The organism is Geodermatophilus sp. URMC 64, assembly GCF_053502555.1.
In genome coordinates, this window is record NZ_CP199955.1 from 3609732 (window position 1) to 3631913 (window position 22182).

The 22182-nt window shown below is 73.5% G+C and carries 19 protein-coding genes, 1 tRNA gene and 2 pseudogenes; 14 read left to right on the forward strand and 8 right to left on the reverse strand.

Annotated features, from left to right (window positions below):
- Nucleotides 1–59: 59 nt before the first annotated feature.
- Both aceE and ACWIYF_RS17570 read left to right on the forward strand, forming a co-directional pair.
- A complete protein-coding gene (aceE, locus tag ACWIYF_RS17565; protein WP_448624114.1) occupies nt 60–2867 on the forward strand; it encodes a pyruvate dehydrogenase (acetyl-transferring), homodimeric type in 2808 nt (935 codons plus the stop codon).
- A 26-nt stretch (nt 2868–2893) separates the two neighbouring features.
- Nucleotides 2894–3814 (forward strand): FAD-dependent oxidoreductase, encoded by a 921-nt coding sequence (locus tag ACWIYF_RS17570; RefSeq protein WP_448624115.1) that lies wholly within the window; start codon nt 2894–2896, stop codon nt 3812–3814.
- Here ACWIYF_RS17570 and ACWIYF_RS17575 read toward each other — a convergent pair.
- Genes ACWIYF_RS17575 through ACWIYF_RS17585 form a run of 3 tightly spaced genes read right to left on the reverse strand, consistent with a single transcriptional unit; the run spans nt 3811 to nt 6311 of the window.
- Nucleotides 3811–5031 carry a M20 metallopeptidase family protein gene (locus tag ACWIYF_RS17575; protein WP_448624116.1) on the reverse strand — a complete coding sequence of 407 codons (1221 nt, stop codon included), beginning with the start codon at nt 5029–5031 and terminating at the stop codon, nt 3811–3813. The genes ACWIYF_RS17570 and ACWIYF_RS17575 overlap by 4 nt on opposite strands.
- Nucleotides 5032–5052: 21 nt before the next feature.
- The gene (locus tag ACWIYF_RS17580; RefSeq protein ID WP_448624117.1) at nt 5053–5604 is read right to left on the reverse strand and encodes a pirin family protein; all 552 of its coding nucleotides are present in this window, start codon (nt 5602–5604) and stop codon (nt 5053–5055) included.
- On the reverse strand, nt 5601–6311 hold the full coding sequence (locus ACWIYF_RS17585; protein WP_448624118.1) for a phosphatase PAP2 family protein: 711 nt from the start codon (nt 6309–6311) through the stop codon (nt 5601–5603). The genes ACWIYF_RS17580 and ACWIYF_RS17585 overlap by 4 nt, the downstream gene beginning before the upstream one ends.
- A 69-nt stretch (nt 6312–6380) precedes the next feature.
- Here ACWIYF_RS17585 and ACWIYF_RS17590 point away from each other — a divergent pair, with 69 nt between their 5' ends.
- The 7 genes from ACWIYF_RS17590 to ACWIYF_RS17620 all read left to right on the forward strand — a co-directional run bounded on the left by ACWIYF_RS17590 (nt 6381) and on the right by ACWIYF_RS17620 (nt 12932).
- Entirely contained in the window at nt 6381–7556 is a 1176-nt protein-coding gene (locus ACWIYF_RS17590) for a PucR family transcriptional regulator (RefSeq protein WP_448624119.1), read from the forward strand.
- Nucleotides 7557–7696: 140 nt separating this feature from the next.
- Nucleotides 7697–8638 carry an ACP S-malonyltransferase gene (locus tag ACWIYF_RS17595; protein WP_448624120.1) on the forward strand — a complete coding sequence of 314 codons (942 nt, stop codon included), beginning with the start codon at nt 7697–7699 and terminating at the stop codon, nt 8636–8638.
- A complete protein-coding gene (locus ACWIYF_RS17600) occupies nt 8631–8885 on the forward strand; it encodes a biotin/lipoyl-containing protein (RefSeq protein WP_448624121.1) in 255 nt (84 codons plus the stop codon). Before ACWIYF_RS17595 ends, ACWIYF_RS17600 begins: the two co-directional genes overlap by 8 nt.
- Complete coding sequence (locus ACWIYF_RS17605) at nt 8882–9847, forward strand: beta-ketoacyl-ACP synthase III (protein ID WP_448624122.1); 966 nt, start codon at nt 8882–8884, stop codon at nt 9845–9847. The genes ACWIYF_RS17600 and ACWIYF_RS17605 overlap by 4 nt, the downstream gene beginning before the upstream one ends.
- Before the next feature lie 97 nt (nt 9848–9944).
- Nucleotides 9945–10190: an acyl carrier protein gene (locus tag ACWIYF_RS17610; protein WP_448624123.1), complete on the forward strand. Its 246-nt coding sequence runs from the start codon at nt 9945–9947 to the stop codon at nt 10188–10190.
- Nucleotides 10191–10247: 57 nt separating this feature from the next.
- The gene (locus ACWIYF_RS17615) at nt 10248–11489 is read left to right on the forward strand and encodes a beta-ketoacyl-[acyl-carrier-protein] synthase family protein (protein WP_448624124.1); all 1242 of its coding nucleotides are present in this window, start codon (nt 10248–10250) and stop codon (nt 11487–11489) included.
- A 27-nt stretch (nt 11490–11516) separates the two neighbouring features.
- Nucleotides 11517–12932 carry an acyl-CoA carboxylase subunit beta gene (locus ACWIYF_RS17620; RefSeq protein WP_448624125.1) on the forward strand — a complete coding sequence of 472 codons (1416 nt, stop codon included), beginning with the start codon at nt 11517–11519 and terminating at the stop codon, nt 12930–12932.
- 243 nt (nt 12933–13175) lie between these two features.
- On the opposite strand, the gene ACWIYF_RS17625 is transcribed toward ACWIYF_RS17620, so the two are convergent.
- A complete protein-coding gene (locus tag ACWIYF_RS17625) occupies nt 13176–13676 on the reverse strand; it encodes a DUF3145 domain-containing protein (RefSeq protein ID WP_448624126.1) in 501 nt (166 codons plus the stop codon).
- Between the two features lie 684 nt (nt 13677–14360).
- On the opposite strand from ACWIYF_RS17625, the pseudogene ACWIYF_RS17630 reads away from it, so the two are divergent.
- Nucleotides 14361–14870: pseudogene (locus ACWIYF_RS17630) on the forward strand (ANTAR domain-containing protein); the annotation flags it as partial.
- A gap of 482 nt (nt 14871–15352) precedes the next feature.
- Nucleotides 15353–16195, forward strand: coding sequence for a maleylpyruvate isomerase N-terminal domain-containing protein (locus ACWIYF_RS17635; RefSeq protein ID WP_448624127.1), 843 nt, complete (start codon nt 15353–15355; stop codon nt 16193–16195).
- Here the strand turns inward: ACWIYF_RS17635 and ACWIYF_RS17640 are convergent.
- On the reverse strand, nt 16192–16872 hold the full coding sequence (locus ACWIYF_RS17640; RefSeq protein WP_448624128.1) for a TVP38/TMEM64 family protein: 681 nt from the start codon (nt 16870–16872) through the stop codon (nt 16192–16194). The genes ACWIYF_RS17635 and ACWIYF_RS17640 overlap by 4 nt on opposite strands.
- A gap of 85 nt (nt 16873–16957) precedes the next feature.
- Here ACWIYF_RS17640 and ACWIYF_RS17645 point away from each other — a divergent pair.
- Nucleotides 16958–17031: transfer RNA gene (locus ACWIYF_RS17645), tRNA-Ile, on the forward strand.
- A gap of 174 nt (nt 17032–17205) precedes the next feature.
- Here the strand turns inward: ACWIYF_RS17645 and ACWIYF_RS17650 are convergent.
- The 3 genes and pseudogenes from ACWIYF_RS17650 to ACWIYF_RS17660 all read right to left on the reverse strand — a co-directional run.
- Nucleotides 17206–18039: pseudogene (locus ACWIYF_RS17650) on the reverse strand (tyrosine-type recombinase/integrase); the annotation flags it as partial.
- 68 nt (nt 18040–18107) lie between these two features.
- Nucleotides 18108–18548 carry a GIY-YIG nuclease family protein gene (locus tag ACWIYF_RS17655; RefSeq protein ID WP_448624129.1) on the reverse strand — a complete coding sequence of 147 codons (441 nt, stop codon included), beginning with the start codon at nt 18546–18548 and terminating at the stop codon, nt 18108–18110.
- A 194-nt stretch (nt 18549–18742) separates the two neighbouring features.
- Nucleotides 18743–19846 (reverse strand): hypothetical protein, encoded by a 1104-nt coding sequence (locus tag ACWIYF_RS17660; RefSeq protein WP_448624130.1) that lies wholly within the window; start codon nt 19844–19846, stop codon nt 18743–18745.
- Nucleotides 19847–20709: 863 nt separating this feature from the next.
- On the opposite strand from ACWIYF_RS17660, the gene ACWIYF_RS17665 reads away from it, so the two are divergent.
- Together ACWIYF_RS17665 and ACWIYF_RS17670 are read left to right on the forward strand one after the other, a co-directional pair.
- Complete coding sequence (locus tag ACWIYF_RS17665) at nt 20710–20886, forward strand: hypothetical protein (RefSeq protein ID WP_448624131.1); 177 nt, start codon at nt 20710–20712, stop codon at nt 20884–20886.
- A 237-nt stretch (nt 20887–21123) separates the two neighbouring features.
- Nucleotides 21124–22143 (forward strand): MvdC/MvdD family ATP grasp protein, encoded by a 1020-nt coding sequence (locus tag ACWIYF_RS17670; RefSeq protein WP_448624132.1) that lies wholly within the window; start codon nt 21124–21126, stop codon nt 22141–22143.
- Nucleotides 22144–22182: the final 39 nt, after the last annotated feature.

Below are 22182 nucleotides of genomic sequence, written 5' to 3' on the forward strand. Positions count from 1 at the left end.
CCGACTGGACGCCGCGCCCTCACGTGACGCCGGAACCCCAGACGGGAGACGATGGAGACATGAGCGCACCGCAGCAGCCGGACGGCGACACCGCCCGCGACGCCACCTCCCCCCGCGCGGTCATCACCGCCGGTCTGCCCAGCCAGCTGGTCGACACCGATCCCGACGAGACGCAGGAGTGGGTCGAGTCCCTCGACGCGGTCGTCGACCACGCGGGGCGGACCCGGGCGCGGTACCTGATGCTCAAGCTGCTCGAGCGCAGCCGTGAGCAGCGGGTCGGCGTCCCGTCGCTGCGCAGCACCGACTACATCAACACCATCCCGCCGGAGCGGGAGCCCTACTTCCCCGGCGACGAGTTCGTCGAGAAGCGGATCCGGGCCTACATCCGGTGGAACGCCGCGATCATGGTGCACCGCGCCCAGCGGCCCGGGATCGCCGTCGGCGGGCACATCTCCTCCTACGCCTCCTCGGCGTCGCTCTACGAGGTCGGCTTCAACCACTTCTTCCGCGGCAAGGACCACCCCGGCGGAGGCGACCAGATCTGGTTCCAGGGGCACGCCTCCCCCGGCATCTATGCGCGCGCCTTCCTCGAGGGTCGGCTGAGCGAGCAGCAGATGGACGGGTTCCGCCAGGAGGTCAGCCACCCCGGCGGCGGGCTGTCGTCCTACCCGCACCCGCGGCTGATGCCGGAGTTCTGGGAGTACCCCAGCGTCTCCATGGGCCTGGGCCCGATCAACGCGATCTACCAGGCCCGGTTCAACCGCTACCTGCACAACCGCGGCATCAAGGACACCTCGGACCAGCACGTCTGGGCGTTCCTCGGCGACGGCGAGATGGACGAGCCCGAGTCGCTCGGCGCCATCGGCCTGGCCGCCCGCGAGGAGCTGGACAACCTCACGTTCGTCATCAACTGCAACCTGCAGCGCCTCGACGGTCCCGTCCGCGGCAACGGCAAGGTGATCCAGGAGCTGGAGTCCTTCTTCCGCGGCGCCGGCTGGAACGTCATCAAGGTCATCTGGGGCCGCGAGTGGGACGCGCTGCTGGCTGCCGACCGCGACGGCGCGCTGGTCAACCTGATGAACCAGACCCCGGACGGCGACTACCAGACCTACAAGGCCGAGGACGGCGCCTTCGTCCGCGAGCACTTCTTCGGCCGGGACCCGCGCACCCGCAAGATGGTCGAGGGCATGTCCGACAAGGAGATCTGGGACCTCTCCCGCGGCGGGCACGACTACCGCAAGCTCTACGCGGCCTACAAGGCGGCGGTCGAGCACAAGGGCCAGCCCACGGTCATCCTCGCCAAGACGATCAAGGGCTGGACGCTCGGCAGCCACTTCGAGGGCCGCAACTCCACGCACCAGATGAAGAAGCTGACCGCGGAGGACCTCGCCGCCTTCCGCGACCGGCTCTACCTGCCGATCCCCGACGAGGCGCTCGACAAGACCCTGCCGCCGTACTACAAGCCCGACCCCGACGGCGACGAGATGCAGTACATGCTCGAGCGGCGCCGGGCCCTCGGCGGGTCGGTGCCGCGGCGCCGGACGGACGCCAAGCCGCTCAAGGCGCCCGAGGACAAGGCCCTCGACGTGCTGCGCCGGGGCTCCGGCAAGCAGGAGGTGGCGACGACGATGGCGTTCGTCCGCCTGCTCAAGGAGCTCATCAAGGACCCCGAGCTCGGCCCGCGCTTCGTGCCCGTCATCCCGGACGAGGCCCGCACCTTCGGCATGGACTCGCTGTTCCCGACGCAGAAGATCTACTCGCCGCACGGCCAGCGCTACACCTCGGTCGACCGCGAGCTGATGCTGGCCTACAAGGAGTCCGAGCAGGGCCAGATCCTGCACGAGGGCATCAACGAGGCGGGCTCCGCGGCCTCGTTCACCGCCGTCGGGACCTCCTACGCCACGCACGGCGAGCACATGATCCCGATCTACATCTTCTACTCGATGTTCGGGTTCCAGCGGACCGGCGACGCGTTCTGGGCCGCCGGCGACCAGATGGCCCGCGGCTTCCTGCTCGGCGCCACCGCCGGGCGGACGACGCTCAACGGCGAGGGCCTGCAGCACGAGGACGGCCACTCGCTGCTGCTCGCGCTGACCAACCCCGCGGTGGTGAGCTACGACCCGGCGTTCTCCTACGAGGTCGCGCACATCACCAAGGACGCGCTGCTGCGGATGTACGGCAACGACCCGGGCGCGCCGCTCGGCGGGCACCGCAGCCCCGACGTCTTCTACTACCTGACCGTCTACAACGAGCCGTTCCAGCAGCCGGCCGAGCCGGAGAACCTCGACCTGCAGGGGCTGCTGGCCGGCATGTACCGCTACGCCGAGGGCCCGCAGCTGGACGGCGGCAAGAAGGCCCAGATCCTGGCCTCCGGCGTCGCGGTGCCGTGGGCGCTGCGGGCGCAGGAGCTGCTGGCGAACGACTGGGGCGTCTCGGCCGACGTCTGGTCGGTGACCTCCTGGACCGAGCTGCGCCGCGAGGCGGACGACGCCGAGGAGCACAACCTCCTGCACCCGGAGGAGGAGCCGCGGGTGCCGTACGTGACCCGGCGCCTGCAGGAGGCGGAGGGCCCGGTCGTGGCGGTGTCGGACTGGATGCGCGCCGTCCCCGACCTGATCGCGCCCTACGCGCCGAACGGCATGAAGTCCCTGGGCACCGACGGGTTCGGCCTGTCCGACACCCGCCCGGCGCTGCGCCGGTACTTCCACGTCGACGCCGAGTCGATCGTCGTCCGGACGCTCGCCTCGCTGGCCGACTGGAACGTGCTCGACCGGGACGTCGTCCGGCAGGCGGTCGAGAAGTACCAGGTCCGCGACGTCCAGGCGGCCCCCGAGGAGCAGCGGCCGGACGAGAGCCCGGCGACCTGAGACACGGGCCGCCCGGCGACGTCACCGTGATCGGGGGTGGGGTCGTCGGGCTGACCTGCGCCCTGGAGCTGGCCCGCGCCGGACACCGGGTGCGGGTCGTCACCGCCGGCCCGGTCGAACGGACGACGTCGGCGGTGGCTGCCGCGGTGTGGTTCCCCTACGCCGCGGCGCCCGCCGCCGCCGTCCTGCGCTGTGCGACGACGACCTTCGGCGTGCTCACCGACCTGGCCGGCGACCCCGCCACCGGCGTGACCCAGCGCCCCGGCACCGTCGTCTCCCGCACCGCCGAGCCCGACCTCTGGTGGGCGCCCGGCGTGCCCGGCCACCGGCCCGCGACGCCGGCGGAGCTGCCGCTGGGCGTTCCCGCGGGGACGCGCTGCACGCTCCCGGTGGCCGACATGAACAGGTACCTGCCGTGGCTGGCCGGCGCGTGCCGGGCCGCCGGGGTGGAGGTGGTCGAGGGGCGGGTGGACCGGCCGGCCGACGTCCCCGGCAATGTCGTCGTGGTCGCCGCGGGCCTGGCCTCGGGTGCCCTGCTCGGCGACGACTCGCTCGTGCCGGTGCAGGGGCAGGTGGTCCGGCTGGCCGATCCCGGGCTGGGCGGCTGGGTGCTCGACGAGGACAACCCCGCCGGGCTGACCTACGTGGTGCCCCGCGGCAGCGACGTCGTCTGCGGCGGCACCGCCGTCCCGGGTGCGACCGGCATCGAGCCCGATCCCGCGGTCGAGGCGGCGATCCTGGCGCGGGTGTGCGCGCTGGTACCGGCGCTGCGCGGGCAGCCGGTGCTCTCCCGCGCGGTGGGGCTGCGGCCGGGGCGGCCGACCGTGCGGCTGGACCGGACCGTCGTCGACGGCCGCCCGGTGGTCGCCTGCTACGGGCACGGCGGCGCCGGCGTCACCCTCTCCTGGGGCTGCGCCGCGGACGTCGTGGCGCTGGTGTCCGGCTAGCCCCAAGGCCGTTCACCCGCCAGGGCGTCCAGGGCCATGCGGGCGTAGAGGGCGACGCCGGCCGGGAGCGGCTCCTCGTCGAAGACGACGAGGTTGGAGTGGTTGGGCGGCGCGTTCTCCGGCTCCAGCCCGGGCGGGCACGCGCCGAGGAACGCCAGCGCGCCGGGCACCTGCTGCAGCACGTAGGAGAAGTCCTCGGCGCCCATGAGCGGGTCCGACATCAGCACGCTGGCCTGCGGCCCGAGCAGCGACGCCGCGGTGTCGAGCACCTGCGCGGTCGCCCCCGCGTCGTTGGCGGTGACCGGATAGCCCTCGACGTGCTCGAACTCGACGGTCATCTCGTGCGCGCCGGCGATCGCCGTCGCCACCCGCTGCACCGCCGCGACCACGGCGGCCCGCGTCGGCGCCGACAAGGTGCGGATCGTGCCCTCCAGGAACGCGGAGTCCGGGATGACGTTGTTGGTGGAGCCGGCCTCGATGTGGGCCACCGTGACCACCGCGGGGTCGAACACGTTCACGCGCCGCGTCACCAGCGTCTGCAGCGCCAGCACGATCTCCGCGGCCACCGGGACGGGGTCGTTGGCGGCGTAGGGCATCGAGGCGTGCCCGCCGCGGCCGCGGACGGTGATCCGCCACTGGTCGGCGGCGGCCATCATCGGCCCTGGCCGCACGTTGATCGTGCCGCTGGCGAACGACGAGGAGATGTGCAGCGCGAAGGCGCCGCTGACCGGGGCCTCCGGCACCGCCTGCAGCAGGCCCTCCTCGAGCATGTACCGCGCGCCGTGGAAGCCCTCCTCCCCCGGCTGGGCCATGAACACGACCTGCCCGGCGAGCTCGTCGCGCCGCTCGGCCAGGAGCCGGGCCGCGCCCAGCAGCATCGCCACGTGGGTGTCGTGCCCGCAGGCGTGCATGGCGCCGGGCACCTCGGAGGCGAAGGGCAGACCGCTGTCCTCGTGCACCGGCAGGGCGTCCATGTCGCCGCGCAGCAGGAACGTCGGGCCGGGCCGGGCCCCGCGCAGCACGCCGACCACCGAGCTGGTGGACCGCCCCGTCGTCACCTCGATCGGCAGGTCGGCCAGCGCCTCCACGACCGCGGCCTGGGTCCTCGGCAGGTGCAGCCCGATCTCCGGCTGCCGGTGCAGCCGCCGGCGCAGGTCGATGGTGCGGTCGGCGTCGGAGTAGGCGGCGGCGAGCAGGTCCGAGGCGCTGGTCGGCATGGCCCCAGTCTCGCCGCCGGATCAGAAGGCGGCCCAGTCGGGCCGTTGCCGGTCCAGCTGCCACACGAGCAGCAGCGCCGGGTCGGTCGCCCGGAACGGCCCGCCCGGCTGCTCGTGCGTCGTGGTCGTCCCCGGGCCGGCCACCACGAGCAGGCCGGGCGGGACGTCGGCGACCTCCCCCGCCGGCAGCCGGTGCACCCACAGCCGCGCGTCGGCCCGCCCGAGGTCCACCCAGCCCGCCGGCTGCGGCCGCACGGCGTGGGACGGCGCGGCCGCCGGCTCGGCCGCCCGCAGGTAGGTCTGCAGCAGCCGGGCCCCCTCCTGGCCGGCCACCTCGTCGTGCTCCAGCCCGCTGCCCGCGCGCAGCACCGCCACGTCACCGGCCGCCAGCCGCGCGTCGGGACCCCAGGCGTGCCGCACCGACCCGGAGACGACGACGGCCACGACGTCGACCGCGCGGTGCTCGTGCCGCCCGTAGCCGGCGCCGGGCGCCAGCCGGTCGTCGGCGAGCCGCAGCAGCGGCCCGAGCGAGCCGTCGTCCGCGGTCAGGACGACGTCCTGCTCGAGGGTCACGGCTCCTCCTCGACGACGAGCGCATCGCGCCGGAGAGGCAGCGCGGCCCGCCCGCCGGGCAGCGCGCCGAAGGCCAGCGCCACCGTCAGGGTCCAGGCCACCCCGAACGCCCAGCCGCCCACGACGTCGGAGAGGAAGTGCACGCCCAGCCACATCCGCGTCAGGCCCACCAGGACGACGAGGGCGACCCCCAGCCCCAGGCAGGTGCGCCGGACCGCCGGGGCGAGCAGCGGCCAGACCAGCAGCAGGACGACGGTGACGAGGGTGGCGATGCCCGAGGAGTGGCCGCTGGGGTAGCTCAGCGACGCCAGCCGGGCGCCGCCCTCCTCGAAGTCCGGCCGCACCCGGCCGAAGGACTCCTTGAGCACCGTGTTCAGCGGCCCCACCAGCACGATGGCGGTGAGCACCCAGGCGGCGACCCACCACGCCCGCCGGAGGACCAGCCAGACGACCACCGGCAGCAGCACGACCACGCGGAACGCCGTGAGCCCGGGCGCGGTGAGCACCTCCAGCAGGCCGTTCAGGCCCGCGGCGCGGTCGTCGCCGGCGTAGAGCGCCTCGCTCACCGCGCCGTCGAGGCGCAGCTGCGGGCCGAAGCCGGTGAGGACGCCGAGCCCCAGCAGCGCCACGACGACGTAGCCGGCCGCGGCCGCGATCAGCGCATGCCGACGAGTGACCCGCGGCGCGCCGTCCGGGGGAACGTCCACGGGTCCACTCTCCCCGCCCCGCCCTCGCGTGACACGCTGGGACGGGAACGACCGCAACGGGGAGGCGCCGTGTCCCGGGTGAGCAACCGCCCACCGAGCGAGGCGACGCTGCGGCGCCTCGAGCGGGCGTCCGGAGCGCTCGCCACCCAGGCCGTGGCGCGCATGGACGAGCAGCTGACCTGGTTCCGCACCATGCCGGCCGACCAGCGCTCCTGGGTCATGCTCGTCGCGCAGAACGGCATCGCCTCGCTGGTGGAGTGGTGCCGCAACCCAGGCCGCCCGCCCCGGCTCACCGGCGAGGTGTTCGGCGCCGCGCCGCGGGAGCTGGTCCGCGCCGTCCCGCTGCGCCAGACCGTCGACCTGATCAAGGTGACCGTCGAGGTGATGGACGACCACGTCGCCTCCGTCGCCGAGCCCGGGGACGCCGAGGCGCTGCGGGTGGCGGTGCTGACCTTCAGCCGCGAGGTCGCCTTCGCCACCGCGCACGTCTACGCCAGCTTCGCCGAGAACCGCGGCGCGTGGGACGCCCGGCTCGAGGCCCTGGTGGTCGACGCGCTGGTCCGCGGCGAGCGCTCCGAGGAGCTGCCCGGTCGGGCGGCCGCGCTGGGCTGGGCGACGATGAGCCCGGTCGTCGTCCTCGTCGGCAACGCCCCGAGCGGGGTGGACGCGCACTCCGTCGTCCGCCGGGTCGCCCGGTCGCTGCGCAGCGAGGTGCTCGTCGGGGTGCACGCCGACCAGCTCGTCGTCGTCCTCGGGGGGCACGACGACCTGGAGGCGGTCGCCGAGCGGCTCTCCGACGAGTTCGGGCCCGGCCCGGTGGTGACCGGGCCGGTGGTCGACGGGCTCAGCCGGGCGGCGGAGTCCGCGGCGGCCGCGCTCGCCGGGCTGCACGCCGCCCCGGCGTGGCCGGGCGCGCCGCGGCCGGTGTCGGCCGACGCCCTGCTCGCCGAGCGCGCCCTGGACGGCGACCCGCTGGCCCGCGGGGCGCTGAACGAGCGGATCGCCGCACCCCTGCAGGCGGCCGGCGGCGAGGTGCTCGAGACGGTGCGGGCGGTGCTGGCCGGCGGCGGCAACCTGGAGGCCAGCGCGCGGGCGCTGTTCGTGCACCCCAACACGGTCCGGTACCGGCTCAGGCGGGCCGCCGAGCTGACCGGGCTGTCGGCGACCGATCCGCGCGGCAGCTGGACGCTGCAGGTGGCGCTCGCCCTGGCGCAGCTCGGGCGGGACAGCTCCCTGTGGCACTGAGACGTGTGGTCTCTACCACGAATCGGCACAGAACCGGCCTCTGACCGGGCCCAGTTTGTAGGAACCCTCCAAAGATCAGCGGTGTGCTTTCGTACCGCTCCGGGGCGCGGGAGCCGATGATCTTTGGCACGGTGAAGGGCGTGCTGGCCGTTCTCGCCCCCGGACAGGGTGCCCAGAAGCCCGGGATGCTCACCGACTGGCTCGACCTCCCCGGCGCCGAGTCCTTCTTCCGCTGGGCCGGGGCGATCGCCGACGCCGACCTGCTGACCCTCGGCACCACGGGCGACGCCGAGGCGATCAAGGACACCGCGGTCACCCAGCCGCTCGTGGTGGCGATGAGCCTGTTCATCGCCCGCGAGCTCGGCGGGCTCCCCGAGCCGGGTGCGCAGCCCAGCGGGGACGTCGTCGTCGCCGGCCACAGCGTCGGCGAGCTGACCGCCGCCGCGCTCGCCGGGGTGCTGAGCACCGAGGCCGCGATCGCGCTGACCGCCGTCCGCGGCCGGGCGATGGCGGCCGCCTGCGCGCGGACGCCGACCGGCATGGCCGCCGTCCTCGGCGGCGACCCCGACGAGCTGCCGATCGCGCTGGACAAGCACGGCCTCGTCGCCGCGAACTACAACGGCGGCGGCCAGGTCGTCGTCGCCGGGCCGCTCGAGGGGCTGGCCGCGCTCAAGGCCGACCCGCCGGCCAAGGCCCGGGTGATGCCGCTGTCGGTGGCCGGCGCCTTCCACACCGAGTACATGGCCCCGGCCCGCGAGGAGCTCGAGGGGCTCGTCGGCGGGGTGCGCCCGGCAGACCCGAGCCGGCGGCTGCTCTCCAACGCCGACGGCGCCGCGGTCGACAGCGGCGCCGAGGCGCTCTCCCGCCTGGTCAGCCAGGTCACCAGCCCGGTCCGCTTCGACGCCTGCCTGGCCACGATGCGCGAGCTGGGGGTCACCGCCGCGGTCGAGCTGCCGCCCGCCGGCGCGCTGGCCGGCCTGGCCAAGCGCGAGTGGAAGGGCGCCGACGTCGAGATCCTCGCCGTCACCGGCCCGGCCGACCTCGACCGCGCCCGCGAGCTGCTGGAGGCTGGCCGTGCCTGACGCCGGCAACGTGTTCGGCTGGCGGATCGTCGTCGCGCCCACCCGCGGCACGGTCAGCCCCGCCGCCCTCGCCGAGGGCACCCGCCTGCCCGCCGGCACGCCGCTGGGCTCGGTGCGCAGCCGCCGCGAGGAGGTCGACGTCTCGGCCGGCTACGACGGGGTACTGGCGGAATGGCTCGTGCACGACGGTGACCTGGTCGACGCCGGGGACCCGCTGGCCCGTCTCTACCCGGAGGTGTCGCAGTGACCATCAAGCAGCGGCAGGGGGCGCCCGGTGCCCGGATCCTCGGGATCGGCGGCTACCGGCCCCGCCGGCGGGTCACCAACGACGAGCTCTCCCAGGTGATGGACACCAGCGACGAGTGGATCCAGAGCCGGGTCGGCATCGCCGAGCGCCGCTGGGCCGGCGAGGACGAGTCCCTCGTCGAGATGGCGGTCGCCGCCGGCGGCAAGGCCATCGCGGCCAGCGGCCTCGGGCCCGACGAGATCGACATGGTGGTCGCGGCCAGCGCCAGCCTGCGGGCACCGATCCCCGGCATCGGCCCGCAGATCGCCCACCGGCTGGGTGTCCCGCGGCCGGGCTCGTTCGACCTCAACGCCGGGTGTGCCGGCTTCTGCTACTCCCTCGGCCTGGTCACCGACGCGATCCGCGCCGGCTCGGCCCGCAACGCGCTGGTCATCGGCGTCGAGCGGCTGACCGACGTCACCGACCTGACCGACCGGTCCACCGCCGTGATCTTCGCCGACGGCGCCGGCGCGGCCGTGGTCGGCGCCTCGGACGAGCCCGGGATCGGACCGGTCGCCTGGGGCAGCGACGGCGACCAGCACAACGCGATCGAGATCGCGGCCGGCAGCGCGACCATGACCATGGCCGGGCAGGCGGTGTACCGGTGGGCGACGACGAAACTGACCCTGGCCCTGGTGGAAGCCATGGAGGCCGCCGGCGTCGGCCCCGAGGACATCGACGTCTTCGCCCCCCACCAGGCCAACCTGCGGATCATCGAGTCGATGACCAAGAAGCTCGGCCTGCCCGAGCGGACCGTCATCGCCCGTGACATCGTCCAGGCCGGCAACACCTCCGCGGCGTCGATCCCGCTCGCCCTGTCGGCCCTGCTGGAGTCCGGCGAGGCCAAGTCGGGCGACCTGGCCCTGGTGCTCGGCTACGGCGCCGGGCTGACCTTCGCGGGCCAGGTCCTGCGGCTTCCCTAGCCACGCACCACCTTGTCAGTCAGCCGGGACACCCGTCCCGGACGACGGCGGCGGACCACCGTGGACGCCGCCACCTTCCGAGAGAGAGGACCCCACGTTGGCCAGCACCCAGGAGATCCAGGCCGGGCTCGCCGAGATCCTGGAGGAGGTGGCCGGCGTGACCCCCGCCGACGCCACCCCCGAGAAGTCCTTCACCGACGACCTCGACGTCGACTCGCTGTCGATGGTGGAGATCGCCACCGCCGTCGAGGACAAGTTCGGCGTCGCGATCCCCGACGACGAGCTGGGCAACATCAAGACCGTCGGCGACGCCATCGGCTACATCGAGAAGAACCAAGGCTGACGACCCTCGCCCGGTTCCCGGCCACCCGGCCGCCCCGCCTTCTGGGAGGAAGAGCACATGAGCACGTCAACCAGTGACGTCGTCGTCACCGGCCTCGGCGCCACCACGCCGCTCGGCGGGGACGTGGCCAGCACGTGGGAGGCGCTGCTGGCCGGGCGGTCGGGGGTCAGCCGCATCACCGACGACTGGATCAAGGAGTACCCCGCCCAGCTCGTCGCCCACATGGCGACCGACCCGGCCGACTCGCTCGACCGGGTCCGCGCCCGGCGGCTGGACCGCAGCCAGCAGGCCGCGGTGGTCGCCGCCGAGGAGGCCTGGACGTCCTCCGGCGCCGCCGACCTCGACGTCGACCCCGAGCGGATCGCGGTCGTCTTCGGCACCGGCATCGGCGGCGCGCTCACCCTGCTCGGCCAGGACGACGTCCTCGAGCAGAAGGGGCCCAAGCGGGTCTCCCCCTTCACCATCCCGATGCTCATGCCCAACGGCCCGGCGGCCGCGGTCGGCCTCGCGATCGGTGCGAAGGGCGGCGTGCACGCGCCGGTCAGCGCGTGCGCGTCGGGCGCCGAGGCGATCCGGTGGGGCCTGGACCTGCTGCGCTTCGACCGCGCGGACGTCGTGCTGGTCGGCGGCGCCGAGGCGTGCATCCACCCGCTGCCGATGGCCGGCTTCGCGGCGATGCGTGCGATGAGCACTCGCAACGACGAGCCCGAGCGCGCCTCGCGGCCGTTCGACAAGTCGCGTGACGGCTTCGTGCTCGGCGAGGGCGCCGCGGCGCTGGTGCTGGAGCGGGCCGACTCGGCGACCTCCCGGGGAGCCACCGTGCACGCCCGGCTCGCCGGGGCCGGTGCCACCGCCGACGGTTACGACCTGGTGGCCCCGCATCCGGAGGGCGAGGGCGCCGGCCGCGCCATCGGCGCGGCTCTGCGCGACGCCGGCCTGTCGCCGTCCGACGTCGGGCACGTCAACGCGCACGCCACCTCCACGCCGGTCGGCGACACCGCCGAGGCGTCCGCGATCCGCAACGCGATCGGCGAGCACGTCCTGGTCACCGCGACCAAGAGCCAGACCGGCCACCTGCTCGGCGCCGCCGGCGCGCTGGAGTCGGTGTTCACGATCCTGGCCCTGCGCGAGCAGATCGTGCCGGCGACGGCCAACCTCGACGACCCGGACGACGACGCCGCCGTCCAGGCGCTCGACATCGTGCGGCACGAGCCCCGCAAGGCGCAGCTCACCGCGGCCGTCAACGACTCGTTCGGCTTCGGCGGCCACAACATCGCGCTGGTCTTCACCACCGCCTGAACCCCGTCCCCGGTCCCCGGAGGTTCCGTGACAACCCTGCACGCCGCTCCCCCGACGTCGACTGCCACGGACCCGCGAGACCCCGAGGACCGCCTGCTGCGGTTCTTCGACGAGGGATCCCTGCGGCTGCTGGCCGGCCGGGACGGCTCCGGGGTGGTGGCCGCGCGCGGCACCGTGTGCGGTGCGCCGGCGGTCGCGTTCTGCACCGACGCGACCGTGATGGGCGGCGCCATGGGCGTCGACGGGTGCCGGCACATCGTCGACGCGATCGACACCGCGGTGCGCGAGCGCGTCCCGGTCGTGGGGATCTGGCACTCGGGCGGTGCCCGGCTGGCCGAGGGCGTGACCGCGCTGCACGCCGTCGGCGAGGTCTTCGCGGCGATGGTGCGGGCCTCCGGCCGGGTGCCGCAGATCTCCGTCGTCCTCGGCCCGGCCGCCGGCGGCGCCGCCTACGGCCCGGCGCTCACCGACCTGGTGATCATGGGCCCGGCGGGGCGGGTGTTCGTCACCGGCCCGGACGTCGTCCGCTCGGTCACCGGCGAGGTCGTGGACCAGGAGCAGCTGGGCGGCCCGGACACCCACGGCCGCCGCTCCGGCGTCGTCCACGTGGTGACCGACTCCGAGGCCGAGGCGCTGGAGACCGCGCGGCGGACCGTCGACCTGCTCGCCGGGCAGGGCGCGTTCGCCCCGGCCGAGGGCGAGCCGGACGTCGACCTGCGGACCCTGCTGCCGGAGCAGCCGCAGCGGGCCTACGACGTCAAGCCGCTGGTGGCCGCCGTCCTCGATGCCCCCGGCCTCGAGCTGCACCCGCGGTTCGCACCGAACATCGTCACGACGCTCGGCCGGCTGGCCGGGCGGACCGTCGGCGTGATCGCCAACAACCCGCTGCGGCTCGGCGGCTGCCTGGACTCCGCGTCGGCGGAGAAGGCGGCGCGGTTCGTGCGCATGTGCGACGCGTTCGGCGTGCCCCTCGTCGTGCTGGTCGACGTCCCGGGCTACCTGCCGGGGGTCGGCCAGGAGTGGGACGGCGTCGTGCGCCGCGGGGCCAAGCTGCTGCACGCCTTCGCGGAGGCCGTCGTCCCGCGGGTGACCCTGGTGACCCGCAAGTCCTATGGCGGCGCCTACATCGCGATGAACTCGCGCTCGCTGGGCGCCACCGCCGTGTTCGCGTGGCCGGGCGCCGAGGTCGCCGTCATGGGTGCCAGGGCCGCCGTCGGCATCCTGCACCGCAAGAAGCTGGCCGCCGCGCCGCCCGGGGAGCGGGAGGCCCTGCACGCGCAGCTGGCCGCCGAGCACGAGCGGATCGCCGGTGGGGTCAACCGCGCCCGCGAGATCGGCGTCGTCGACGAGGTGGTCGAGCCCGCCCAGACCAGGCGCCGGCTCGTTCAGGCGCTCGCCGCGGCGCCGTCCGGGCGCGGGGCGCACGGCAACATCCCGCTGTAGCCCCGGGCGGGCGTGGCTGGGATCAGCTCAGCTGATCGTGAGGGCTCGTGGCTCAGGGTGGGACGTGAGCCAGGACGCGCCCCGGTGAGCCAGGACGGCGGACGGCGTCATCCGCGCGGCACGAAAACGGTCATCCGGACGCCGCTTCCCCGACGACGTCCGGATGACCGGTCTGTAGCCTACGACGCCTCGGCGCCTCCGCTGGGAGTGTCGTAGTCGGATCGTGACCTGCTGGTTCGCTCCTCAGACGACCTGGTGCAGCCAGGTGATGGGGCTGCCGTCGCCGGCGTGGCGGTAGACCTCGAGATCGGCGTCCCAGGCCGCGCCGAGCAGCTCGTCCACCCCGTGCCGGAAGGCCTCGATGGAGGTCGCGGTCGCGGCCAGGTGGCGCAGCTGCTGCTCGGTCACCACGAGGTCACCGTTGGCGCTGGTGGGCGCGCGGTAGACGCCGTGGCCGGGCACGTAGGACATGCGCTCGCCGTCGTTGCCGTGGCTGGCCTCCTCGGTCACCTCGAAGCGCAGCATCGGCCACGCGCGCAGCGCAGCAACCAACCGGGCGCCGGTTCCCGGGGAACCGGTCCAGGCCACCTCGGCACGGTAGGAACCGTGCGCCGCGGGCTGCTCGGCCCACGACAGGGAGACCGGCGCGCCGACGACGCGTTCCAGCGCCCACTCGACGTGCTGGCAGAGCGCCTTCGGGCACGCGTGCACGAAGACGACACCCTGGGTAGACCGTCGCTGCACGAGGCACCTCCATCGACTCGATCGGTCTCGTCTTCCCCTACGGACCCATCGATTCGGTGACGCGCTGTGTTCGGCAATGACGGAGCAGGGCTCCCGCAGACAGTCTGCACGATGGTGACCCCATCGCGCCAGTGCGGATGAGCCAGGTGGGCCGAATGTGACGCAAGGTGACGTGTGTTACCTCTTACCGCTGGTCAGGGGCCATACCACGACCGACGGCCCGCCGTCCACCGAGCCTCTTCCGTTCCGAGAAGCCCCCGCGAGCAGGTGTCAAGAGGCCGCCGGAGTGCCGCATCGGCGCGCCGCCGGCCACCCGCTCGGCGATGACGCACGGTAACGGACACGCGCCCGGCTACCCGCGTGCCACACCGCGCGGGCGTGTCCCCCGCTCCGCCCGACGACGATGCGGCGGCTATATTCCGCAGCGGAATGCGCGTCCAACAGGCGGCGTGCGGTGCGAGCCCTGGCTCGCCCGGTGGGTCCCCGCAACCCGTGGGGATCTCCCGCTCGCCGCCGGCTCGCCCGGTCACCTGACCTTGCCGGAGAAGAACCGTGACCCGCCCCGACCCGAACGACATCCCCGGGGGCTCGGCGCAGGGCGCCTTCGAGGAGCTCGGGCGCATCTCCTTCGCGGAGCACTCGCTGGAGTCGCTGATCCAGACGGTGACCGACCTCGCCGCCCGCGTGATACCGGTCGACCCGGCCACCTCGGTGACCATCGTGTCCCAGGGGACGCCGCGCACCGTGGCCTGGAGCGATGAGCGCGCCGCCGAGCTCGACCGCGTCCAGTACTCGCTCGGCGGCGGCCCCTGCCTGACGGCGGCGGGCGAGGGCCGGACCGCGGAGGTGCTCGACACCCGGACCGAGCAGCGGTGGCCGGAGTTCGCGCAGCGCGCCTCGGAGCTCGGCTTCCAGAGCGTGCTCTCGGTGCCGCTGCCGGTGCAGGAGCGCGTGTCCGGGGGGCTGAACGTCTACGCCCGCCGGTCCCACGGCGCCGACGAGCGCAACCGGGAGCTGGCCACCCGCTTCGCCTCGTACGCCGTCGTCCCGGTGTCGAACATGTACCTGTACACGAGCGCGGTCGAGCGGGTCGGGCACCTGGAGGCGGCCCTGGACTCTCGCGCGGTCATCGACCAGGCCAAGGGGATCCTCATGGAGCGCTACCGGCTCACCGCCGACCAGGCGTTCCAGGCCCTGGCGCGGATGTCGATGGAGACGAACACCAAGGTCCGCGACGTGGCCGAGCGCATGGTCGAGACCGGGACCTGCGGCCGAGCTGACTCACGCGCCGAGGCTGGCCTGCAGGTCCTCCCTCGGCGTCACCCGGACGGCGCGCAGGCCGCCCTCGGCCGGCTCCTCCCACTCGACCTCGACCACCTGACCCGCCCGGAGCGTCTCCGCTCCGGTGCTGCGGCGGACGACGTCCGCCTCCACCCAGCACTCCCCCGGCAGGTCCGACGACTCGATGAACCCGCGCCCCTGCGCCTCGTCCCACCGGATGACGGTGCCGAGGCTCGTGCCGCTGCGCGCCATGCGCCCAGGCTGGCCCGGCCGAAGCGCTCGGACAAGCCGTCCGGCGGTGCCTGCTCCTCCGGCCGCGAGGGTAGGGAGCGGCCATGGCTGACGCCGCTCGAGATCACGGAATGGCCGACGCCGGGCGCACGAAGGTCGCCGAGATGGTGCTCGGGGCATGGGACGTGTTCCTCGTCCAGGCCGACGCCGTTGACCTGGACCGGAAGACCCGGCTGCCCGGCTGGCGGGCGCAGGAGATCTGCGTGCACCTGGGCCTGTGGCCGGAGAACACGGCCATGGCCGACCTGATCGCCTCCGCGAAGGCCGGCGGCACCGGGGACCCGCCGGACGTCGACGCGGTGAACGCGCGCGTGACCGACGCGCACCGGGACGCCTCGCGCGCGGAGGTGCTGGCCGGGCTGCGGCGCAACCGCGAGGCCACGGAGCGGTACCTGGCCGAGGAGCCCGAGGAGCTGGACACGGCGCCCACGGTCGCCGTCGTCGGCCGGCTGCCGCTGCTCAGCGTCGTCCTGGGGCAGGCCTACGAGCTGGCGGTGCACGGGCTCGACCTCGCCGACGCCGGCGCCCCGCCGGTGCCGCGGGAGGTGCTGCAGTCGGGGATCGCCGCGCTCGCCGACGTGACCGGCGCGCTGGCGGCGTCCTGCGGGATCACCGGCGGGGCGTCGCTGATCACCCCGGACGGCGGCTGGCGGTTCGCGGCCGACGGCTCCGGCTGGACGGTGACCCGCGTGGCGGCCGGCGACCGGTCGGGGACGTCGGTGGAGGCACCGGCCGACCTGCTGCTCGAGGCGGCGTCCGGGCGGGTCAACCCGGTGCCCGCCGTGGCCCGCCGCAAGCTCAAGGTGCACGACATCGGCGGCCTGCTGCGGCTGGCGCCGATCGTGCAGGCCGCGCCGGGCATCCCCGGCGGCCCGATCCTGCAACTGGCGGCGCGCACCCTCGGCGGCGCGGGCGGGATGCTGGGCCGCTTGTTCGGGCGCGGCTAGCCGAGAACCGCTTCCCGCCCTGCCCGCCGCTTCCGGCGCCGCCAGGCCAGCGCACCGAGCGCCGCCAGCAGTCCGGCGACGAGGAGCACCGGCACGACGGTGAAGGTCGTCGCCTGCTCGACGACGAACGGCGCCGAGGCGCCGAGGCCGACCTGGACGACTGTGCTGGGCACCAGTCCGACCGCGGTGGCCGCCAGGTACGGGACCAGCCGGACGCCGGTGAGCCCGGCGGCGTAGCTGAGCAGGGTGAACGGCACGACGGGGATGAGCCGCGCGGTCAGCACCGAGACGAAACCGCGCTCGCCGACGAGCTGGTCCACTCTGGCCAGCCGCGGCCCGGCCAGCCGGGTGGCGGCGCCGCGGCCGAGCCAGCGGCTGAGCGCGAACCCGGCGAGTCCGCCGAGCAGCGCGCCTCCGAGGGCGACCGCGAGCCCGACCCAGAATCCGGCGACGAGTCCGACGAGCACCGAGAGGGCCGTGCGGGGCACGGGCGCGAGCAGCGCCAGCCCGAGGGCGCCGGTCAGGACGACGAACCCGGCGGTGCCGGCGGAGGCCAGCCAGGCGCGGACCGAGTCGACGCTCGGGAGGTCCACGGTCAGCGCGACGACGACGCCGGCGAGGAGGACGAGGAGCAGGAGCCCCGCGCGGACCCAGGTCCGCTCCAGCGCCGTCCGCACGTCTCCATGGTGCGTGACGCGTCCGCGCGCACGAGGGAGGCGGGGGTGCGATCCGTGTCGCCGGCCGTGGCAGGCTGGAGGCCTCGGGGCGGTAGCTCAGCTGGTCAGAGCATGGGACTCATAATCCCTGGGTCGTGGGTTCGAGCCCCACCCGCCCCACCGGTCCTGAACTGCGGTTTCGTCCTTAGCGGCGGGCCCCCGAGCGCCCACACGGCCCACAGGTGGGCACGAGGTGGGCACATCGGCGTCGGTGAGCGCACGGTGGGCACGCGGGATCAGCGCGGCGGCCGACTCCGCGGCCTCACGCTCCACGTCCTCGAACACCGACAGGTAGACCTGCTCGGTGATCGCCGTGGACGAGTGGCCGAGCATCTGGCTGGTGAGCTTCAGGTCCTTCGTCGCCCGGTAGGTCAGGGACGCGGCCAGGTGCCGCAGGTCGTGCAGCCGCACCGGCGGCAGGCCCGCGCGGGCGACGAGCCGGTCGAACCGCTGCGAGGCGCTGTCCGGGACGAACGACGACCCGTCGGCCTTGGTGAAGACCAGGCCGCTGTCGACCCACGCGGGGCCCAGCAGTAGCCGGAGCTCCGCCTGGCGGCGCTTCCAGGTACGCAGGACCTCGACAGTGCCGGCGTCAAGACTGACCGTGCGGGCGCTGGCGTCGGTCTTCGTGTCGCCATCGACGACGTCCCGGCCTACCTGCACCCGGGCCCCACGCACAGTGAGCGTGCCACGGTCGAGGTCGACGTCGGCCCATGGGAGCCCGAGCGCCTCCGAGCGGCGCAGTCCGCGGAACGCGATCACGTGCCACAGCGGGTAGAGCTCGTCCTCGTCGGCGAAGTCGAGGAAGGCGCCGGCCTGCTCCGGCGTCCACACCATCGCCGCGGCCGGGCGTTTGCCGGTGCGGCGCCACTCCTCCACCCGAGGCTCGGTCCACACCAGCGCCCGGTCGGCGCGACCGGAGGGCAGCTCGAGGTGCTCCCCCTGGTTCGCCGGGATCTTCCGCCGCTTCACCGCGGTCGACAGCGCCGACATGGCGGTCGCGTGCACACGCCGGATCGTGGCGTCGGACAGCGGCCGGCGCGCGGCCGGTGTGTCGGTACGCGCCTCCAGCAGTCGGCGCAGCATCGGCGACGGACGGCCCTCGACCGGGCGGCCGATCTGTCGCATGGCCGCGTAGAGCGCCTCGAGGTCGACGTCCCGCAGATCGGACAGGCGCAGGTGACCGAGTCCGGGCCTCAGGTAGAGGTTGAGGTGTTGGGCGTAGCCGTGCCGGGTGGATGCCCGGAGATGCCGGAGCGGGGCTGCTCGGTTCGCCGGTTGAACCGGGGCTGCCACTCGGCTACCAGTTGCGCCTTGAGCTCCTCCGGGTCCTCGGACAACCGCCAGGCCACCGTGCAGCCGCCCAGCCAGTCCGCGATCTCCTGTGCCGTCGCGAGATGGTCGGGGCCGTCGAGCTCAGCACCGACCTGCTCGTGCAGTACAGACGCCCGCCGATCGCCGCTCAGGTGCTGCCGCAGGCGTCCCCGCAAGTCGCTGGTGGCTCCGACGTAGATCGGGGCGCCGACGCTGTCGCGGACTACATGCACGCCGGATGCGGCTGGCGCCAGACCGACGGTGTCCGCGGTGTACGGCAATGCCTCACTGAAGCCGTCGCCAGGCCCGGTTGGCTCGCTCATCACTCCCCCGTGGTCCGAGCTCGGCGAAACCCTACGGCTACCGCGCTCGCGCGTCGCGCGAATGGCGGAGGTCTCAGCCTCCCCACCCGTCAGCGGGTGCTCGACCTCGGTGGCCGCCCGCAGCACGTGGCCTTGCCGAAGAACGCGCGGCGGTCATCCGCAGATGCCTCTAGACCACGGCCGCGCACGGGTGATCAGCGGGTGGCCACCACGATTGGCGCCATCGCCTGCTCGTCGCGCGCGGCACGGGCGAGCGGTAGGGAGGGCCACCCGCTCCAGCCGCGCGATCGCATGTGCGCCACCTTGGCGGCCAGCTCGGGAATTTGGGCGACGGCGTCCGCGTACTCCTCGACGCGCTCGGGATGCCTCGTCGAGTACTCGGAAAGGACGTGGTAGAGCCAGCCGGCCGTCTTCGCGTCGCCCACGTTGATGTTCCACACCGGTGTGTCCTTGCCGTCGACCGGGTACCAGCCGGTCACCCCGGCCGTACTGCCGCTCCCCCAGGAGAACCGGCCGCCGCGCTCCTTGACGTCGTTGATGAGCCGCCGGACGAGCGCCATCTCCTCGGCCGTGCGTGCCTCCGTCCCAGCGTCGAGCAGGGTCTGCTCCGTCCATGGCCCCCGCTTGCTCCGATGCTGTTTGGCGTCCACGGCCGCCGCCGTGCGACCGACGACCCTCGGTACGTAGACGACCTGCCCCTCCGGGGCCGTGTACTGGGGCATCTCGATGCCCAGGACTTCGACGTCGCGCATCTGCTCGTTGAGGAACTCGATGATCCGGACCAGGCCCGGCGCGAGCCGGTCGGCCAGGAAGATGAGCCGGATCTTGCCGACCCGCAGGTTGTCCTCGACCGTCGTCCAGAACTCCTCGACGTCCTCCACGCCCAACTGCTCCTGGAGATACGTGCCGGGGTCCGTCGCTCCGGCCGTCTGCGCGACGGCGTCGCGCAGGTCGTTTTGCCAGCTGGCCACGCCGTTGGCCGCGTAGTCGAGCATCTGCGCGACGACCTCGCGTCGAGCCCGGGTGTCCGACGCCCGCTTGACCTCGACGAGCACGGGCACGCCCGACTGGTCGAGGAACAGGTGGTCGAGGGACAGGCCGACACTGTCCGCGGCCACCACCGGCATCTCGCGGCGGACGAGCAGTAGTTTCGCGCTCTCTCCCGCAGTGCCGACGCCGGCGACAAGCTCGGGGAACTGCGCGAGCACCTGCTGGAGAACTGCCTCGCTGCTGTAGTCGGCCTTGCGGAGTGCGGTCAGCTGCTCGCCGACCGCGAGAAAGATGGCGTCGTCGCTCATGCCGCCCATCACACCCGCCCGCCGCACCGTGACGACGGCACGACACGACCCAAGTGCTGAAAGGCGCTCAGTCGCCCCGTTCGGCTTCGCTCGAAGGCCCGCCGCGCGTGCCCCAGCACCGTCGGGCTTCCCTCCAGCGCGGCCGCGGCGCCCAGGACAATGCCACGAGCTACCGCCGGCGTCACCGGCTGGCGACAGCAAGTGCAAGCTCCCAGGCGTCTAGGTCGGACCTTCAATCCGTTGGCGGGTTGCCCGTCTGGACCGTCGAGGTTGTCGGACCGTCGGGCTCCGCTCCGCAGTTGGACCGCACACGGGCCACAGGTCGTGACACGCGGCTGCAGGTCGCCAATTTGCTCGCCGGGACCCAGCAGTCCCCAGGTGGTCACACGGTGGGCACGAACGCGCAAGTGCGTGAGGGGCAGTGGCGAACAGGTCCGGACTACAGCACGCGCCTGACATGCAGAAACGGACCTGGCCGATCAAGACGGATCACGGCCGGCACGCTGGTCGCCCGACTCATAATCCCTGGGTCGTGGGTTCGAGCCCCACCCGCCCCACCGGTGCTTCTCCAGGTCAAAGGCTTGCCGGCCGAGCGAATCGCGCCCTGGGTCCGCCGTCGCATGCCCGGCGACGGACCGCTGAAGGGCCGCACGCGGACGCCGCGGCCCTCTGCGCATGACGCGGGACGGCGCGGCGCCTCCCCGGCCGAACCCGTGCTCGGGCCGCTCAAGGCCGGTCCCGCGGACACGGTTGGGGGCGTCATGCCGGACGCGCGGAGCCGTTTTCACCAGTGGTACGGCGTTGCTCGGCCACCCGGTCGGCGTTCGCGCCGTGCCGACGGAAAGTCTCAGGAGGAGAAACTCATGAAACCTGAACTGCCGCTCGTGCTGGAACTGGCCGAGGCCAAGCTGATCGCCGGTGAGGTGGACATCCAGCTGTCCAGTCGAACCAACACCAGGCAGCAGTCCACGACGTTCAGCTCCCGGGGCGTCCTAAGCGACATCAGCGTGGACGTCGCCGTCGACGACGTCATCGCCTGACATCAGCAGGATTGCTCGTAGGCCGACTCCGGCTGCCTCTTCCCATATCAGGGGAGCACCACCGTCGGCCTACGAGCAATCCATTCACCTTCTCTGCGGAATCTGTCGGCGATCTGTTCGGTATCGGACCTGTCCACCGGGCCCAGGCGTCGCCGTGAAGGTCGTCTGTCGAAACGTTCAGTGCATATCTCGTTCCCCGAGATCCCGACGAAGCGGAGGCCCGTCATCCCTTCCACAGTGCTGGTCATCACCAACGACCACGACGAGCACGCCGATGCGGTCATCAAGGAGCTCGACCGGCGCGCTGTCCCCGTCTTCCGGTTCCACCCCGAGGGCTTCACGGACACCGCCAGCATCTCGATGGAGATCTGCAACGGGCGCATCGACGGCGAGATCCGCGATGCCCGACAACGGGTCGTCTTCCACGACATCTGCGCCGCCTGGTACCGGCGATCGCGTGCCCTGTTCGCGCCGCTCCCGAGCATGAACCTGCTGCAAGGGGATCTCGAGAACTTCGTCAGGGTGCAGTCCAGTGCGACGCTCACCGCGCTCTTCGGCGCGCTGCAGACGATGTGGGTCGGGCAGCCCTTCAAGCTGCGCCGGGCAGAGGTGAAGCCCCTGCAGCTGGCCGAGGCCAGCAAGGCCGGGCTGGCGACACCGGCCACGCTGATCTCCAACGACCCAGAGCGGGCCGCGGGATTCGTCGAGGCGCTCGCGGACACCGCCTGCGCCGTCAAGCCGCTGATCGCGACCCGCGTCGACGGCGAAGAGGGCGCTCGGCTGCCGCTCACGACCGTCCTGCCGCGCGGTCACGCGCTCGACTCCGTGGCCCTGTCCCCCAACATCTTCCAGCCCTACATCGAGAAGGCCTACGAGCTGCGCTGCGTCGTGATGGGAGAGCAGATCTTCACCGCCAAGCTCGACTCGCAGGCCCACCAGAGCACGCGGACGGACTGGCGCGCCGGAGCCGTCGAGGAGGACGACGTCACGTACGAGGCCTTCGACCTCCCGGAGCGCGTGGAGGCGGGGCTGCACCGCCTGATGCGCAGCTTCGAGATCAACTTCGCCTCGATCGACATGATCGTGACTCCCGACGGGGAGTTCGTGTTCCTCGACCTCAACCCGAACGGGCAGTGGCTCTGGCTGGAAGAGGAGCTCGGCCTACCGCTGGTCGCCGGCATGGCGGACCTCCTGACGAGCGAGTACTCCCCGGCGGAGGCGGCTTCCCCGGTCCTGCTGTCCCGCACCGGGTCATGAGGCGTGAGCTGCGGCACCTGGGCAGCACGTTGAAGTTGC